10 protein-coding genes are annotated in these 18,871 nt (G+C 49.2%); 2 read left to right on the top strand and 8 right to left on the bottom strand.

Features of this window, described 5'->3' with window-relative positions; genetic code table 11:
* Window position 1 precedes the first annotated feature (1 nt).
* The 8 genes from P2H89_RS08300 to P2H89_RS08265 all read right to left on the bottom strand — a co-directional run bounded on the left by P2H89_RS08300 (window position 2) and on the right by P2H89_RS08265 (window position 16,540).
* A complete protein-coding gene (locus P2H89_RS08300; RefSeq protein ID WP_275826152.1) occupies window positions 2-7,624 on the bottom strand; it encodes a PA14 domain-containing protein in 7,623 nt (2,540 codons plus the stop codon).
* A gap of 124 nt (window positions 7,625-7,748) precedes the next feature.
* The gene (locus P2H89_RS08295; protein ID WP_275826150.1) at window positions 7,749-8,861 is read right to left on the bottom strand and encodes a hypothetical protein; all 1,113 of its coding nucleotides are present in this window, start codon (window positions 8,859-8,861) and stop codon (window positions 7,749-7,751) included.
* Window positions 8,862-8,878: 17 nt separating this feature from the next.
* The gene (locus tag P2H89_RS08290; RefSeq protein WP_275826148.1) at window positions 8,879-11,218 is read right to left on the bottom strand and encodes a hypothetical protein; all 2,340 of its coding nucleotides are present in this window, start codon (window positions 11,216-11,218) and stop codon (window positions 8,879-8,881) included.
* A gap of 281 nt (window positions 11,219-11,499) precedes the next feature.
* Window positions 11,500-12,696 carry an OmpA family protein gene (locus P2H89_RS08285; RefSeq protein WP_275826146.1) on the bottom strand — a complete coding sequence of 399 codons (1,197 nt, stop codon included), beginning with the start codon at window positions 12,694-12,696 and terminating at the stop codon, window positions 11,500-11,502.
* 675 nt (window positions 12,697-13,371) lie between these two features.
* Entirely contained in the window at window positions 13,372-13,587 is a 216-nt protein-coding gene (locus P2H89_RS08280; RefSeq protein ID WP_275826145.1) for a hypothetical protein, read from the bottom strand.
* A 347-nt stretch (window positions 13,588-13,934) separates the two neighbouring features.
* Window positions 13,935-14,927 carry a hypothetical protein gene (locus P2H89_RS08275; RefSeq protein WP_275826143.1) on the bottom strand — a complete coding sequence of 331 codons (993 nt, stop codon included), beginning with the start codon at window positions 14,925-14,927 and terminating at the stop codon, window positions 13,935-13,937.
* Window positions 14,928-15,163: 236 nt separating this feature from the next.
* Window positions 15,164-15,997 (bottom strand): RteC domain-containing protein, encoded by an 834-nt coding sequence (locus P2H89_RS08270; protein ID WP_275826142.1) that lies wholly within the window; start codon window positions 15,995-15,997, stop codon window positions 15,164-15,166.
* A gap of 54 nt (window positions 15,998-16,051) precedes the next feature.
* Window positions 16,052-16,540 (bottom strand): hypothetical protein, encoded by a 489-nt coding sequence (locus P2H89_RS08265; RefSeq protein WP_275826141.1) that lies wholly within the window; start codon window positions 16,538-16,540, stop codon window positions 16,052-16,054.
* A 698-nt stretch (window positions 16,541-17,238) separates the two neighbouring features.
* Here P2H89_RS08265 and P2H89_RS08260 point away from each other — a divergent pair.
* Both P2H89_RS08260 and P2H89_RS08255 read left to right on the top strand, forming a co-directional pair.
* Window positions 17,239-17,877 (top strand): NAD(P)H-binding protein, encoded by a 639-nt coding sequence (locus P2H89_RS08260; RefSeq protein ID WP_275826140.1) that lies wholly within the window; start codon window positions 17,239-17,241, stop codon window positions 17,875-17,877.
* Between the two features lie 150 nt (window positions 17,878-18,027).
* Window positions 18,028-18,864, top strand: a complete 837-nt coding sequence (locus P2H89_RS08255; protein WP_275826139.1) for a helix-turn-helix domain-containing protein — start codon at window positions 18,028-18,030, stop codon at window positions 18,862-18,864.
* The last annotated feature ends 7 nt before the right edge of the window (window positions 18,865-18,871 follow it).

Genomic DNA, 18,871 nt, shown 5'->3' with positions numbered 1-18,871 from the left:
ATCAATTGTTTATAGGTTTAAGAGTGGCGCTTCTGGTTTCCCGTATCGTCTTGATACCCCGTTCGGTTTCCTTCTTGACACGGATCAGCGTTCCTTCGTCGTCGTATTCATAAAAGGTAGCATGGTTATTCTCATCCAGTTCAGCCATCAGGCGCAGGTTTACGGGATCATACACGAACGACTTCATATTGCTGCTGAAAGGATGCATGCGCAAGTCATCAAAATAGGCTGCTATACCGCCAGTTTCCAGGAACACATTCATCTCCGTTACATTGGCTGGTATATCAACGACCTCCTCTATCCGCTGCCATCCTTCGATGATATTACCTTTAGGCTTCAGCACATAACTTACACCACTGCCGTTGTTGAAGGTGAGCCGTACCTGGCCGCTGTTGTAGCTGCTGCCGGCCGCGCAAGGCACTTCCTCTTTTACCCAGGCGCTGAACACCATTTTACTGCCCTGCACAGGAGTAAATTTCTGGTGGATAGCGTTCACCGGTACCGGGTTCCTGAATTTCACACACCAGGTCGTATCATTAACCACCGAACCGTTGGCCTGCGTCGCATTCTGGTACCAGGAAGTAACAGGCACCGGATGGTCTATTTCAACCCAGGATTTTGCCCAGTACAGATTAATACCACCCGGACCACGATTGTTTCTCACGATCAGTTCCACATCATATAACTGACCGGCATTGAGCATGACCCGTGTAGTGGTTTCAATAGTTTTGGGTCCAGTTCCTTCATACGCCAGGATGATGGCGCCGTTTATTTTAAAGACCACTTCGTCATCCACATCGATTTTGAACCGGTATGCGCCGCTTAATTCCGGTTGCAGTTTGCCCGTCCACTTTACCGTATAGTACCAGCCCGCACAAAGGGGCCCGGGCCCTTTTTTCTCCGGCCATTGCTGGTTGGGGGTTGATATGGCCGTTTGGGAAGACCATTCAGTCTGGTTCCAGGGTATATCATGGCCCACACACCTGTTTATATTGCGCCCCCAGGAAGCATAAAATGTTCCGTATTGTGTAAGAAGACCATTGCCTTTAGGCGTCACAGTTTGTTTCACGATTGGTATCGAATCAACCTGCAGAGAGACTTTGGTAGACACGGTGTCCGATGCTGCTGTACCGATGGCAACCTTTGTAGTATCCCGGCCGTTGGTATTCACCCGGAAGCTGGCGCTGCCGCTATGACTGATATTTGGCGAAATGCTTCCCTGCTTTGCCTTGATCCAGCCGTTGTCGCTGCAGTTAACACACGGATTACTCTTGTAATCCCTGTCTTCAAAACCCTCAAAGGTTATTTCCCGCAAACGGCTGTTTTGTGCCACCGCGATCGGTAAGGTATTGTTGTAACCATAGAGTCCCGCATTGTAGCGGCCGAGTGGATCTTTGCTTTCAATTTCCGCGCCTTTACCATTCACCAGCGTTGTTTTGCTGTTCCATACCCAGCGGGTAGAGTCTGGTGCGGCTTGTAAACTACTGGAGTTGAACTTCCAATAGGGCAGGAAATCCTTAATAGCGCCATCTGTCCGGATATTGGTAGCGGTTGCCGTAACAGATTGCTTTCTTGCGCCGTAATACGTGAAAGCGGTATCTACCCGCCAGTTGCCGAGTATGCCATACCGGTAAGGGTTCAGGGTATCTTTATTGATCACTTCCGAGCGGCATACCTGGTAACATCTCTGGACAGGATAAGTGTAGCTCAGTATGACCGACGCTCCGCAGGCGTCGACGCAAGGGACTTGACTACATTTATAGGGGTTCCACACAGCCGTTTTGCCTTTATAACTCATATAACGAACGGGATACTTGCCATCTCCCATAGGGGCTTCAGTATCCAGCTTTACAATAAGGCTTTGATATTCAGGAGAAAGCGTGAGCATGTTCTGAATAATGGAAGTAATGTTCACGGTATCATTATAGCAGTTGTTGAAAAAGCCACGCCAAGGAAGGCGTGCCGTGGTGCCGGCGGCATCATGGATGCTTTTCTCTGTGACCCAAGGAAAATTCAATTCATTCCCATAGAACGCGAATGGATACCGCGACACTCTTCCTTCAACGCGCTCACCTATGCCCTCATAGGAAACAGTTGGATTAACCCAGGGATTGTGCTGCCACATATTTTTCGGAGGGTCTCCAAAAAGATCCAGTCGGGCATGGGTAATAATAGCCCCTGTGGGTACATCAGAAAGGTCCAGCTGGATCAGGCTCCTGGTCCTGAACTCATCTTTATTAAAGCGTTGCCAGCTGACGACAATCTTATTGTAGCTATTGTCGATCGTGTTAGTAATCGTCCTGTCCTTTATATGCTGACGAAGCAGGGCGACGGTCTTAATGTGGCGGTTCGACCATTCTCCGTCGCTGAAGCTCTTATATTCCGTTACACAGCTATCATACATCTTCCACACATTGTCAACTTTCCACAGGTCTTTGAATCGAACCGCGTTGGAAGCTATTACTTCAGCCGTTGAGTCAATGACGATACGGTCCTTGCCTCCCACGTTTTTGATGGGGCTTATAAGCGATGTCACTGACCCCAGCGCTGTTGCCTGCATATTCCGTTTGCCCGACCGGATGATCTTCAGGGTCGCGATCTCGCCGTTATAGGGCCTGCCGGCCGTGTCGATAAAATAAACCCCCTTCTTGTTCTGGTAGCCTTTAGATGCGTCAATAGCCCATAGTCGCTTATAACTGGTTTTGTTGTTGTAGATATAATACAGTGGTGAGCAGTCATCGGTCGTTGAGCTATTACGCTCATCCCGGGCAGCCACCAACATTTCATCACCGCTCTCGAAATAGCCGGCAGCATCAAACAGGCTACCGTCCAGGTTATACATGATACCCTGCTTAACGGTCTTTGGGGTGAGGGTCGCCCCGATATTTTTATAGGCCGAGCCCATACCGCTATAAGCCCAATGTGCCGGATAGTTAAAACTGTATATCGGATCGTCAAACTCGTTATTGGTCTGGTTTACCAAAGTAGCGCCCGTCTCAGCGTCGTATACCAGGTCGCGGGTAGTGACCCTGCTCCCCTTTTCGAGGTGTATCACACTATCCAGTATACCATATCGGTTCACCACTTTGGTAACAGCTACCGACCGGTACATATTGGTTTCCTTGGTAGGCAAAGGCACCATCGGGAACCAGAAGATCGGTGGCCAGGCATGCACCCAGTCCACATTGGCTTCCACATTACCGCCCTCGGCCACAGAGATCTGTTCGCGCAGGTCGATCATGATGTCCACTTCCTTGCCTATTTCTGCATTTGAACGAAGCACGCCATTCGCACTATCGACCACCGTCACCCTGTTCGACAATTTCGGTTGAAAAGCATTGTCGTTCTCGAGCCGGTAGTAATTATAAGTATAGTTAATAGGGCGAACTGAATCGGTTTGCGAAAAGGATGATTGCGATTTTGACTTCCCGTTCATGTCATTCAGTTCCACTTTGAAGCCCTGCGACAGGGTTACATCATTGTGGGCATTGAACTTGAATACATTGTTGATCGGCGGGTTAAAGGTCTTCTTGGTTTCGTTATCGATCGGCGTGTATTCGACGATCGTAGGGAAGTCTTTCGACGTATAGAATTCCGACACATCAAATCCGTTGGCCGACTTCTTCTTCCTGTGGATCGTTTGGACCTTTACTTTGCTGTATCCCACCATCGGGGCCGGGAAAAAGGTTTCGCCAAACGGCTCTTCGGAATACAGGTAATCCGTAGGCGCCAATTTGCCTGTTTTCTCCTTCCACACTTTCAGGGGAACATGGAATGGGTTTTCATCACCGCCAAGGGTTGGCTCGTAACTGGCCACCCCGCTGCTGATCGTCACCGGCGTTCCGTCCACCTTAACTTCGGTAGTATACGTGTAGTCCTGACCATAGGTCGATTCTACCTGCGCAGAGTCCGTCATCTTTTTCCAGTTGTCTTTCACCTCTACCCTTTTCACACGCAGCCCACCACCAAACTTCCTGTACACCGGGTTATTGAGCCGCACAAAGGATTTATCTGTTTCAACCACATTCATGCGGTTACCACGGCGCGCGGCCGCCGGGAAGCCGGCAACCGTGTTCCTGATATTTGCTGCCACCGAAGCCAGCATACCCAATACATTCTTGAGGTTGAAATTGTCACCTGGTTCGGAGAAGGGATAAGCCTTACTCGGAAGATTGAGTCGCAGGAACTGCACTGCCGCTGTTGCCATTGGGCTGTATCCTTCCGGCGTCTTTTTCACCTGGATCCAGACAGTTTTATTCTCAGTACCAGGCTTGATATCAAAATTCTCTATTTCAGCATAACAGGGAATAAACTCATAACCGCTGCCCCAGGTATCCCCCGGTACATTTACGGCTATTTTAAAGTAGAGCTGATTTACTCCCTCCAGGTATTTTCTTTCAAAATCAGCCCTGGAGCTTACGGCGTCCTTGAGATTAATGAAAACATGGAAGTAGTCCTCTGTCTCGCCCCATTTAGTAAGATTAGGCGTAATAACACCCGTTGGTGTAGCTCCGAAACCGGCAATATTGAAAAACTGCATCGCCCGCTTGTTCTGCACATAAGCATAGTCATCGCTCTCATAGCTCACTTTGATATTGCCACCCGTAGGAAGCGTCACATCCGTCAGCGTCCACGGAGCCGCATAGGCGGCCGCACTGTCTGCAGTCCAGGTAGTGCTTTCCTGCAGGGTATACGAATAATCCGCATTGGTAAGCGCGGTGCCATTGCCGGGGTTTTTAGCGGGGTTTTTATAGCTGCCCCACCGGTCGGCCTGCCCGGGCGCAAATCCTGGATTTTTACCGCTGTACTTGAATACATAGGGGTTCAACGCACCTTTGTTGTTCTTATTATAGGTAAACCAAACTTTCGTCAACGTCAGTTTGCCGGTATTGGCAGATCCCGGGTTACCCTTGCAAAGATCATAACTATAGCCAAAATGAACCGTCTTGATGGGCTTGGCGTTGGTGCCGTTCTTTAAGTAATCTGATTTGGTATACAGGTTGATCTGTTTAAGCCTGTACAATTTTTGAGTAAGATCTTGCTCCCCATTCAGTCCCTTAACACCAAACCCATCCTGGCGCAACGAGTCCGTCTCCACCACAAAGGTGGCCACCATTGTTTTGGACTCGATGGAGTTCAGGTACCATACATCACGCTCGCCGTAGGAAAAGCTGGCGCGCTCATCCCGGGAATCCGTCTTCAGCCCTTCATTGTAAGCCGCCTGCATAGCTACGGAGCCATAAGGAGCCCGCCACCGGTATGGATTATCGGTCGTATAGATCTGTGTATAGTTGAACTTAATGGCTTCGCCGTTATCGTCTTCAGTAATACCGTCATTGGTCAGGTCGGCATAGTCGGGCGATAAAATACCCGACAACAGGAACGAATGCGCATAAGCCGGCATTAACTCCTTGTTGTAGTATCCCTCTTTGCCGGATTTATTGTCGACTGAATTTTCTTCTTCATTGTATTCAACCTGCCCTGTACTGGCATTTCCCTTTCTGTCCACAGACATCGTTACTTCCGTCTGTGACTTATTATACACAGGAATACCATATACATAACGCCTGCCGTCTCCATTCAAAACGGTGATCTCCGAAAGGTGATGGGCCTTGCGTATCGATCCCACCCGGTGGGTCAGGCTATAACTGGGGCTGCAGGTGTTTCCGGGAAATTGATTTAACCCAAATGATTTGATCATCGTATCCAACCCCACTTTCGAAGCTTCGAAAGCAGTCAGGTAAGAGATCACCTGCGTACGCTTGTCACGCTCCCGGCGATAGGTTGTATCGGTAATGGGCACTTTGCGCGCCAGCTTGCTGTTGCTGAACACCGACAGGTTACGCGTCGCCTGGAAGGTCGGTAGCTGCTGTGCATTCAGGGGCGACAGGTCAACGCGAACCAGGCTATCACCACCAATGCTGTTGAGAAATGTACTATTGACGACAGTTTTCTCTCCGGGGTTCTTAAAGTATACGTTCTCAAATTTGGCATCCTGCGCCCTGAAACGGACCACATCTTTCAAATGATTATCATTCAACCATGGTCCGCTGGTGGTTTTACTGTCATTATGCGTAAAATCTACTCCGCCATGCACCACCGTACCCAGGCCAATATCCACTGAAAGGCGGTCGCTTTTGCTTTTTGTCGACATGATATGGTCGTGCACAAAACCAATATCCCCCCGGTAAGGCCTGAACATGCCTCCCGTACCTTCACCACTGATCGAATAGGTGTCATATGTATAAATAGGCATCGCTATATGCGGCGTCTCCTGGTTAAAGGAAATATCCTTCTCCCGGTTAAAGTCCAGCAGCACATTGGCGTCATCTCCTTTTTTGTCGTAGTATAGATACCCATATGAAGGAACAGCCAGCTCTCTGTCCTTCGGATCAATTTCCTGCTTGGACAGATATCCCCGCATATAACCGTTCGGGTGCAGGGCCCAATGTTCCGTACCCACTTTAGCAGTATAAGACTGCTGGTTTGAAGTATATGGAACAGTGATTGTTGGTGTATATGAAGGCTTTGCAAATGAAATATAGGACGGAAGCGCAACGCCTGTACTTTTACTCTGCGATTGGTAACTGAAAATATGCTGCCTCACCTGCCCGGTGATCTGTAACTCCTGTATGCCAAGCCGCGAATTATAATTGGTGCCTATGGAAATCTCCCCCCTCGTTTTGCTTTCATTTTTTCCCATATGGTAACTGAAAGAAGGGCTTATATCAAGGCCGCTTTGCGAATTATTGGTCAGAGACAAAGAACTGGTAAGCCCGCCCGCAGCACCCAAACCGGAGTTGATGCTCACGTTGAGGCCGGTTTCCGTGCCCCATCCCTTGTAAGTGTTGTGGAACAATCCGAATGATGCCCCCAGCGAACCCAGTCTGCCTTTCGAGCTGTCAACAACCTTGCTTGCCCCGGCAAACTGACTTTTACCCAGCAGCTCAATGTTGCCACCGATGGTAACGCCAAAAGTCTTGTTCGGCTTCATGCTCACTGTTTTTGTCACGGCATCTTCCTTACCCTGGAAGTCGTCCGGCAATCCCCGCATGTTCCGGGTGATCGTGCCGGGGTTGATATTCCACCCGAGCCCCACCCAGCTGGCCTCCTGGTCCATGGTTATACCACTGCTATAGTGCAGGTTCACCGGGTAACCACCTACATCCAAAAGAGGAATATTATACGAGAAATCTCCGGTGAACAGGTCCACCATATTACTGGCGTTCACGGATTGAAAGCTCTGCATCTCCGGTTGCGTGGGGCCGGTTGTAAATGGCTGGCGAACAGCAGCAGGAGCTTGCTGCCCCGTTGAAACGGATCCGGTCAGCGGCGTCAACGCCACAGCAGAAGCTGGTGTAGTTACCCCGGTAGCGGAAGCCGACTTCGGCTCGATGGCTGCAGAAGGATCAGAAAGGCTTAAAGCAGACAGGCCATTGGCCGGACTGTTCGCTTTTGCCATGCGCAGATTGTCTGCAGCCGGAGCACTATAACGGTGCGGCAGCGGTATCGACTTCCGCATAGCCGCGTTGGCCGCCACTGGGGTAAGTACCAGCTCCAGGTAAAAGAGGCCCGTAAATAACCAGGCAATCGGTTTGTGGTATCGGACAAGGGAAACTATCATGAAATGCTGTTTATACTGTAGTTAATACTAAATCGTTCATTAAATTATACTGACTGCCACAGGGGAAGCACATCCTGCCCGATCGCCCTGCGCTCATCTTCTTCATCCATATATCAGAAAACCATTACTCCCGGTACTCAAACTTCAGGTACCATTTCTCTCTTTTGGCGTTCATGACTTCCAGCAGGTACATATGTTTATCCTTCATGCCCGAAAGCTGGCGCAGATCGAGCAGGTTGAAGTTTTGACCAAACTGCACCGGCCTGCTCGCAGAGTCGAGTCCAATTTCTCTACGTTGCGCATCGCTGATATCAAATAACTTGATAGAGACCTGCGTGTCATTCAACTCGTTCAGGTACTCATAGTGCAAAACGCCGGAGCAAATGATATAGGCCGCATCTTCTTCTCTCCTGAGTTTGGTAAAATATTCTCCACCGGTTTTGATAAGGGTGCTGTCGAAGCCAAACAGCCTCACTCTAAAACTCCATACCTCACTATTCCCGACAGGCGTCAGGTTGTTCTTGGCGGTAATCCGCCAGGCATACAGCTTCGATGTGTCAAGCTCTGGCGAGGATAAGGGATACTGAAAATTGGTGAACGAAAGATTTGACCGGCTCAACAGCGGCACATTCTGCTGCACCGCATCCGCCGCACTTTGCGTAGGCTGCACTTCCACCAACACCCAATCGTACAACATCGAGTTTAAAGTAGCGATTGGCGATGGCGGTATCCATGCAAAGAAAGGGCGGGTGATCTCTACCTTTTCTTCATCCATAGGGATCATCAGCTGGGGCGGACTGATCGGTTCTATCTCGATCGTTTCACACTCCTCGGCGATCTTTTCGACCCCTTCATTTTGCACGGCCAGCACCGAATAACAGATCGTGTACACACCCGTTGGCAAAAAGCCTTCCGGAGATGGATCCATTCCATATCCGCCACTTCCCACATTGTAGGTGATGGGCATCAGGTCCTGCAGCTGAAATTGCTTGATGCCCTTCATCAACAGCACCGATTTGGAGGTACCCGTGAGCACCCGCTGGTTGGTCGTAACATTGGTCATCACCATTTCGATCCGCACTTCCATGTTCACCTTCGAAGTATTCACCAGCGAAAGGTTCCATAATTGCGGTTTGATCGTTAATCCCATTGGCGGCAGCTGCAGATTCAACACTACCTGGCTGTAACCCAACTGAAAGGCCAGCAGCCATAAGCTCATCAGATATATTTTCTTCATAGTACTTAGTTACTGTGTTATTGAAAGCCGAAACTCTTGACAAACTGAACCGTTGCCATCTCGTTGCGGACTAGATTTTTATGAAAGCCCGGCAAATAACCCCGGTCATAACTCAAGGTGATAAAATCCTGTTTATAGACCCGGATATTGGCATTGACATAGGCGCCCGATTTAAAGACCTCATCATTGAGGTTATTGATCTTGACACCCAGGCCTACCGAACCCAGCTTTTTAAGATTCAATTGAATTCCCTCCTCCAGCACCACCAGTCGGTAACCCGAGTTCTGCGTAAACGACACCGACGTCTGCGCGGCAAAAGCAGTGAAGAAGAACTGTTGCGCCCAGAACACATTGGTGGCATTGTAATACACGAAACCCGTATCGCGGCTGGTATTGTAAAAGCGACCGATCACCAGCGTGGAAGCCGTGCGGAACGAACCCAGCTTGTAAGTATGAAATCCGGTAGCATTCAAAACTTGAAATCTATTTTCCACCACCTGACTATCGATAGCCGTCAGCTGACTCATCGGCTGATAACCGATCGTGATCACCGGCCATTTCCGCATGCGGAACGAAGCGGTAAGGCTTTTGAACACCGTATTGCTATTGTAATCCTGTTGCAGGAAAGGGTTAGTGAATTCGTTCCTTCGCAGCGAAGCCGTAAGACGCAACCTGCGTTTGAAGAAACCTTGTTCTGCCTTTACACTCCAGCTTTCCAGCGCCGCATTGGTCTGGAAGCTGCTGAAGGATTGATAATTGGCGCCGGTATGTTTATAATAGCCTTCCAACCGGGTGCCCGTAGCGGGCAAAGTCGATTGTGCTTTGAAAGCATAAGCGAGATTACTGTTGTCGCCGAGCGACAATTTGGTACTTCCTTGTGAAGGCGTGTGACGAAAATCCGGGGATAAAGACTTAGCCACTTCAGCCGTTACAAAAGTGGTGGGGTTGAGCCGCATACGTCCCTCCAGGCTGATGCCCGTAACCGTGATGCTGGAGATCTTAGAGCCGTTGGAAGGGAACAACTGTTTTTGCCCTTGGAAAACCGAAGCAATAAGATAATTGTTTTCCAGCCGGCCAACACCTGCCCGTAGCATCGCAAAGTATTGGGGCTTTTTATTAAACCCATTGATGGCAAAATCGCGGTAGCGATAGTCGACCAGGCCGGCTGTCACCGCGAGGTAATACCAGGAATTGTACTCGAAATTGATACCATTGATACTGGTGTTCTTGATAGTAAGTTCGCTGTAGTTGGAAACATTCCGTCCCAGGCTGAACTGCCGCAGCCCCATCAGCCACTGGTATTTAGCGGGTACCTGCACGTTGCTCATGCCATAGTCTTTCAAACGGTCCGTCCATTGACGGGTGTTGATGAGCTCGTCCCACTTACCGTTGAGCATGTTTTTGAAGCGCTGTACTTTGGCCAGGCTCTCATCATACACCGTCTTCAGCGAGTCCACCTTCTTCGACAAACTATCATAGGCGCCCTTGGTGTTACCATACAGATCGAGCAGTAGTTTGGCGGCTACTTTCAGCGAGTCTTCCCGCGCCCGGTTCAGGCTGTCGGGCAACTGAGGGTTCCAGGTAATACGTGGTACATTTATTATCTCATGCGCTTCGGCGAGGTCTTGTGGCTTAAATTGCTGCAGATCAGACTTGAGGCCGTTAAGATCCATCTTCTTCAACGCATAAAGTCTGCCAGCCAGCGAGTCGCGCAGGCTGGGCGCCAGCACCATCAGGCGGTTCTTCAGGCTGCTCTGTAACTGCTGCTGAAAGGCCGCACCATCGAAAGAGGCCTGCACATCAGTAATATCCCGAAATACACTCGAATTGCTTTGGCGCGACCAAAAGGTAACCCGCACGGGCAGGTGACCCGCCACCGATACATTTAAGTGGCCTGTTAAATTGTGCTGTGTAATATCTTTCTCTACAAAGGGGGTATCGATGGCCGACCGGTAGTTGAACTGGTAGCTAACATATCCACTGTTCAGTTTAACCAAGGGTTTGGCCTTCAGCAGATCATTGAAGGGATTTTTGAGGCTGATACGCAGCGAGTCGTCACGTAATAAAGAAGGCTTGCCCTTCAAAATACCTTTAAAGGTTTTCTTAAAGTTCAGTCCGCTGGAATCTGTAAAACCAGCAGTTGCCTTACCCGGAAGAGAAGTGAGTTCTTGTTTTTTAGGGGTGAGCGTTGATTGCAATTGGCTGCGTTGGTAACCTGCAAGCGTCTTGACAGCCTTAACCGTGGAGTCTTTTACAGAACGTAGCGTATCGCTTACCGTATGCGAGGACCTGGGAGCCTTCTTCAAGGTATCAACCGTGCCACCCTGTTGAGCCATCACGCCGACAGAAGTCAGCACACTGATCAACAGAACGATTAAACAATATGATATCCTATACGGATATGGCAGTCCCATACACGCAGCCGGTTTAGGTTGAGTTAACAATAATGATTAGGGGTTATGACAACAATGTCATAACGGTAAGTGAATCGCTAAGTGGGGAGTTGCTATTCGTAAGTTGCGGGCACAAATAACGGGCAATCCTTTTATTTCAACAAGCACAAACCCGTAAGTGTGCAGTTTTGACCGATAAGTGCGTCGAAATCGGCAATAACTGTGCAACATAAAAAACGACAGCACTATTGGTAGCGCAGGTTCAGCACTACCCTTCTGTTGGCTGTTCGACCATTGGGCGTATTATTATCCGCCACTGGTTTATCCTCCCCAAAACCGCTGGCGCTAAGGCGCTCTACGGCTATTCCTTTATTAATAAAATAAGTCCTCACTGCCATAGCTCGCCGTTGGCTTAGCAACAGGTTGCTGACCGCTGTACCAATATTATCGGTATGGCCTTCGATATCTATTTTGATGAGTGGGTCATCTGTCATGACCTTGATCACCTCATCGAGCGATTTAAAAGATTTTTGAAGCAAAGTGGCGCTCCCCGTACCGAAGAAAATATGCTGCGCCGCAACATTGATCTTCCTTCGAATGTCGTCCCGCACTTCAGGGCACCCCTGATTGCCGGTTGTTCCCGCAAGTTCGGGACACTTATCCTGGTCATTGGGAACGCCGTCATTGTCAGCATCCGGGGGCGGACAACCCTGGTATGCTGCCAGGCCCCGCAGCTGCGGACATTTGTCGGCTTCATCATGAATGCCGTCGCCATCTGTATCGGGTATAGGGCAGCCCTGGTATTTAAGCAATCCTTTTTCGTGCGGACAATGGTCATCTTTATCGGGAATACTATCGCCATCCAGGTCTGGACAGCCATGAAAAACCACCAGCCCTTTTTGAAACGGACAATGATCTGCACTATCAACGATGCCGTCGCCATCAGCATCCAATGGTGGGATAGGCATAGGCGTAGGCGGCAGAGGAACAGCCCTGGCTGGGCTTTTCTTTTTGCCTATGGTGCCGGCCAGACCAATGCTGTAGAAGAAATGATGACTTCCTTTATCGCCAATACCCATTCGGTATTGGGCATTGGCTATCAGGAAAGTTTCGGGTATTATTTCTGCCTGTAATCCTATACCAAGGGGAATAAAGCCTCCCCAGTATCCTTTATAATATGACCCGCCGACACCAGCCTGAAAAATGGGAGTCACGTAATACCGGCAACTAAATAGCCTGGCCCTGATGGAGGCGTCCAATTCAATGAGCAGGCTGCCTTTCCCGGCTTGCGAATTGTTTTTAACCGCATAGTCGGGAAAAGAGCCGGTTAACGTGGAACTGAGATCGAAGTGCCGGCCCACTCCGGTAAAATAATTCAAGGCGAGTCCCTGCGACATATGCCGCAACTGACCGAATTGCTTATTGCGCAAGGCTGTTCGCAAAGAAGTAGCCTGAATTGCCTGGGCCGATTTGAAATCATTTAATATATAATGAACCCCGAAAACCGGATTTTGTAATTGGTTATCGGATTGACTATAACAAGTTGAACAAAGGAAAATAAAGATTGAAACCAGGCCGGCGCGGAGTTGCGGGCACATCAAACATTCAAAAACAGGTAAATCCATGAATTTGAATTTTAAAGCAGCACAAAATTTTCTATACGCATATGGTAATCCCATAAACGCAACCGGGTTTAGGTGAGGTAATTATTAGTATATCATGTAAATGAATCCCAGGGTAGCGGTAGTGCTGGAAATAGTGAACACAAAGAACAGTAATTCCAATCAATGCACCTAGCACAACCTCGTAACTGTGCAGGAATAACCGATAAGTGTGTCGAAATCGCCGATAAATGTGCAGCCATTCATCCAGGCAACTCATCACCAGCCACTGTATCAATCCTGCAATGGGGGCGCAAAGTAAAGGGATAAATTGATCATATACCTTAAGACTGTATAATGAGTTATTAACATTTATCGGATGCGTTTGTAGATAACGGTGCAAGCCACTTTTTTCATGCTTGAACCGTATTAAACCGTTCAATCGCAGTACAGCCTTCCATACTGCACTCGCCAAAAGAGCGCCCCCATACGGAGGCGCTCTGAAAAATGCAAACCCTACTCTTCCTCGTTCAATACCGCAGTTTGACTTACACCGCCCATCACGCTGCCGGCTACCGCCACGTAGCCTGCGATCTCGTTGACAATGGCGGGAAGTTCTATCGGCGACGCGAACACCGCGGCGCTGGCTGCTGCCAGAGAGATCCCGATGGTGCGCAGCAGTTTGAAGAACTTCGGCGTTTTGTTCTGCACGCGGTTGATGATATTACTCATAAAGAACGATTGACTGGTTAAGAATAACGATACCAAACTACTAATCAGGCCTCTCTCCCATCCTTCCGGTCCGCGGCTTACCGGTCAGCACCCCTGCGCACAGGGCGCCAACCGGAAAGGGTGAGCTCGAACACTGCATGGAAGCTTCGGGCATGCAGGGGCACGAACCCACCAGGGCGAACCGTTGGGTAATGGTCAGGTGGTAGACGCTCAAGGACGACGGGCTTCTGTTTGATGGTCGTTGTAATGACAGCGACCTTTACTTCAGGAGAAGTGGTAAGCCGGTCCCTGGCGCCTCTCCCAGCCTGTTGCGGGCTGGCCGCTCCACGATGGTTGAGTGTGTTGCTTTAGCCGGGGAGTACCAGTTTGTCCACTGCCACGATAGTGGTTGCATTTGCGCTGGTGGTTTTCAAAGGATAGCTGTGTCCATTTACCTGCTGACCGAATTCAATACTGAGTGCCACGATCACCGTGTCTGGCGAGTTGGCCGGGAAGTTCAGCAACAGGTTGCTGGCGGTCGTAGGCAACTGACCCCAGGGAAGTTCCCCAGTATCTGTACGCATATAGCTGTAGAGTTCTGTGTCGAAGTTGACCGCTGTTGCTCCTGCTACAATGCGATAATGAGTGGTACCTCTCGGTGCTTTCACCATTATGTTGGGAACGAAAGAAGGGATCGTCACCTGTGCTACGCCTGTCGTACGATTGATGGAAACCGGACACTTTGCGTACAGGCTGTCGCGTATACCTGTTCGCTGATTGAAGTTGAATCCTTTTAGCAGCGATGGGTCCCCATTGGCAATGGTGCGTTCGCCACGCTTGTTGATACCATCAGTTGAAATGATCTGCGAAAAGAATTTGAGCAGCCTCGATTGAAGCACCTGGTCCTTTGCGTAGACTGTCATGTCGCGAAAGATCTCGCGCAGCAGGCTGGCTGCTTTGCCCGACCTGCCAAATTCCGACATGTTCTCCCGGGTGCGTTCGAAGGCTGGATCGGTCAGTATCCTGTCGGAGGCAACCCCTTTTTGTTGTTCGTTAGCCATTTTGATTTGTTTTTTAAGTGATTGTAATAGTTGGCCGGCCCAACTGTGAACATCGGTATGTATAGCGGGAGTATGCAGGGTACGTTCGTACGGACTGCTTTCCCGGTGCATGTCGCTAAACTTGTTTATTGCCTGCATATTGCCTGCACATTGCCTGAACAAGGCCTCTATGAGAGGGAAACTGCTGTGCATATCCAGGCTATGCGCAGGCAACAGGCAGGCTAGCAGGGTACCCTGTTCGGTAAATACGGGTACCACCAGGTTGCCATCAAGTTCGGGTATGTTTGCTGCGTGTGTCATACTATTCGTTTTTTTACAATCACAAAGCTGGGGTATATGCGCAACTATATTTATAGATGAAATATGGATGGAGTACTACTTTTTCTTTGCAACAGGTGATCAGATTTCCGGGTGGTATGGGCATAAAAAAAGCTGCACCGGTTGCCCGGTACAGCCTGAGGAAAGTTGTCATACGAAATTGCGCTGAAAGTATCTATAGATAGGCTACGGATTGCCTGTGTGGAATTATCAATGACTTAGCCAATGGCCGTTTCTACATGTCGCTCGAGGGTATTTGCGAGACTCCGGAGAAACCGGGCGACTTCCTTTACGCGGCCTTTAACCTGGTCAAAGGATTTGTAAAAATTGCCAGGGTCGACGCCGAATGCGTCGGACAAAACTTCCATGGCTTCTTTGATGCTGGTGTGGGAGAAACAGTCTGCTATGCAAAGCGCGTACACCAATTCGACAAAATCGACGCGTGAGCAGGCCCACTTTAATTTTCGTTTTTTTTTAGCAGCTTCGGTTTGAGCCAATAAGGGAGGCTCATGGAGTAGATTACCCAAGTAATGAATGAAATCGCTTGAAGCCATTACTGCTGCCAGCGTACTATCGGCACTCGTAGAGAAGCCGCTGTCGTATTGAAAGGGATCCAGGCAGGTCTTCCAGTCGAATGCGCCGCGTGTAAAATAGAGCCGGTCAAAATGCCGCATGCCGGTATGGTGGTAGGCTTGCAGGTCGTAATGTTCTTCCAGAAAAGTGATCTCTTTGCCCACAGCGTCCATCAGTTGCTCTTTCTCTTTGGAGGCGCAACCGGTAAGAAGGCGTGCGTGCATTTTGTACATTTTCATGTAGAAGATCTGCCGGCCCCACGCGAAGGATTTTAGCTCTTTAAAGAAAAAGACTTCGGAAGTTTCATCGTCGAATTCCCCGGTCTGGATCAACTCCTTTAGTTGCTCCATAAAATCCTGGCAATAGTTGATCCTTCTGTCAGCATAATCCAGCTCGTCGCCAGCCTGCTGCTCCGTTTCATCGAGTTGTTCAATGAAACTTTCTTTGAGTTGCTGAAGGAAAGGCACACTTAAAATCATAGCTGTTTCTTTAAGTTAATAATTAAAATAACCCTGGAGAAGTTGCTACTATCATTAACTCTGTGACGGCGACGGCGGTTCCCACGCGCGTATCAATTTTCCGTCTACCACCCGGTATACCGAACATTCCTTTTCAAGGGCAGCATTGCAGGATTCGATAAAGGCCAGTACATCTATTTCGTATTGGGAAGCCAGGATGATCATGAATTCGATGAAATCGAACACCTTGTTCCATTCATCATCATAATACACCTCCTGAACGCCTCCGATTAATTCGTCATACTCTTCATCTTTGTATTCGTCTTCTACACAATGTGCTCCGTGCCAATGAAAGTCGAGTAAGATAGCACGATAGATGGCAGTACGGTGTTTGTATTCTTCCTTGACATCGGGCTCGAACAGGAAAAAAATGTGTTTGAATGCAGCATTCCATAAGGCGTGCCGCAGCTCATCGTCCAGCGAATCTTCCTGGTAGGGTGCTTTTTCGGGGGCCAGACCATGTCTTTCAGAAAACAAGCGAACGCGTGGTTGAAGTTGGTTCATACATTACAGTTTTTAATGAATAAAAGTGTTTTAAAAAGGCACAACAGTGCGACCCCGCTGTTTATGCAACGGTTTACTCAGATGGTATTACATCGGTCAGATGCGGTGCTGCATGCCCTATGGGCAGCGGGCCGCCTGTTGTGCTGAAATGCTACTAATAGAGAGTCTTAGCCATGAGCCTGAAACCTGGCTAACTGCCGGCTTCGGGCGAGAGAAGAGAAGAAGAGACGCGTAAAACTTTAGTCAAAAGGATTGGTGCAAGTAGAGAATACCGGTGTCCTATTTATAAGATGCTGCCCTTGAAAGAATCCATAAGAAATAGTAAACTATTTTTTAATTGATCTTATTCGGGTATTTTTTGCGTCCGGCGGTTGTATATGTTTGGCCTGATGCCGGATTTCGTTGGTTCATGAACGTTTTCGATACCGTCATAAAGTTGATCAGAAAAAATAATATATTCAAAAAATAACCACACAATTTTTGTTAAAACAAAGAAAAATGTAGCATATAACTACGTGTACCTGTGCGAGGAAGGGAGGTTTGTAGAAGAAGGACATGAGATGCAGCAGCCATAAAATTCCATAAGCAACCTCCTATGTTTATTTTTGCACTATTGAGGCAATGGTGGGAAATTTGGAAAATGTCAGGAAAGCTGGCGGAGGAGTTCAAAAGAAAAGAGCAGACTAAAAACCAATTGAATGAAAGCATTGATCATCGGTGCCACCGGCGCCACCGGAAAAGACCTGGTTAAGGTGTTATTGGAAGATAAGGATTACACGGCCGTGGTGTTGTTTGTGCGCCGCGCCAGCGGATTGAAGCACCCTAAACTGAGCGAGATCATTACCAACTTTGACCAGCTTGAAGCAGTGTCGGACCACATCAAGGGCGATGTTTGGTTTTCCTGCCTGGGTACCACCCTCAAAACAGCAGGCACCAAAGAAAAACAGTGGCAGATCGATTACGAGATACCCGCCCGGTTTGCCGCGATCGCCAAACAGAACGGCGTGCGCAGCACCGTGTTATTGTCGGCCTATGGTGCCGCCGCCAGCAGCAAGGTCTTTTACTCCCGCATGAAGGGCCAGTTGGAAGATCTGATGACCGGCCTGGCCTTTGATCAGCTCATTATTTTCAAGCCAGGCTTGTTACTGCGGAAAGATTCCGACCGGGTGGCCGAGCGGATGATGGCCGGTATGTTGAAGTTCCTGAATGCCGTGGGGATCATCCGGAAGTTCAAACCTATGCCTACCGATGTGCTTGCCGGCAAAATGGCCAAAGCGCCGAAAGTACTGGGCGACGGTAAACATGTCATTGAACTGGAGAAGATCTTTAGTATGTAAGACAGAAACCCAGTGATGCGCACTACGTAGCCGGTTTGCGTATTGGAAATGGATACCCGTGCAACATTTGTTACTTTAGCCTGTCATTAGGCAAACAATCCCTCATCAGCAAAGGCAAGGCATTTCTTACAGAAGCTCGATTCGTAACCCATGAACATCATCATCAAGTACCCGGCTGTGAAAGCGCTACAGGATTTGGGCCTGTACTATATCTTTACTACCCAACGGGCTGCTCAACACTACCACTACCAGTCTTTGCCCGCTGCCAACCTTTGCTTATCCATCTACAAGGCCAATACGATCACCCGGCAGCTCTCCCCCACCGAAAACCATTGCCAAATACAACCAGGCAGGCAGGTGCATAGCCGCCTCTGGGGTTTTCATAAAAGACCCTTTGATGTGCTCGTAGAAGGCGAAATGGACCAGGTATCGGTGATCTTCCCGGCGGGTGGTCTGCGACGATTTACAAAGATCCCCTATGCGGAGCTGTTGCCAGAGACCGACGTGTTGGGGATGATCTTCGGGCGGCTGGCCAACGACCTCATAGAGCAAGTCTTCGCTACCGATCAGCCCGATGATCGTGTAGGGATACTGGATGGCTTTCTAGGCAAGGCGCTGCAGTGTGGCAACCGGCAGCCTTATGTAGACCGCTTTTTGTTGCACCTCGAATGCCAGGAACCCAACGCACGCGTGGTGTCGCTGGCGGCCACAGAATACAAAGACACTTCCACCTTATACCGGCAGTTTAAACAGTATGTTGGTCAGGCGCCCAAAGAATACCTCAAAGTGATCCGGTTCCGCCGGGCGCTTCGGGCCCTGCAGCAGCGTAGCTATCGCAGCCTTACCGACCTGGCGCATGAGCTCGGCTATTACGATCAATCGCATTTTATCAAAGACTTCACCTTGTTCGCCGATTACAATCCGGGCCTCATTCCCCAAATCACCACCCTGGTGCAAAACGAACTGATCCTGATACCACGCGGGTAAAAATGCA

The organism is Paraflavitalea sp. CAU 1676, assembly GCF_029223285.1.
Taxonomy (GTDB): domain Bacteria; phylum Bacteroidota; class Bacteroidia; order Chitinophagales; family Chitinophagaceae; genus Paraflavitalea.
Note: the sequence above shows the minus strand (reverse complement) of the source record. Positions and strands in the feature narration are given on the sequence as shown.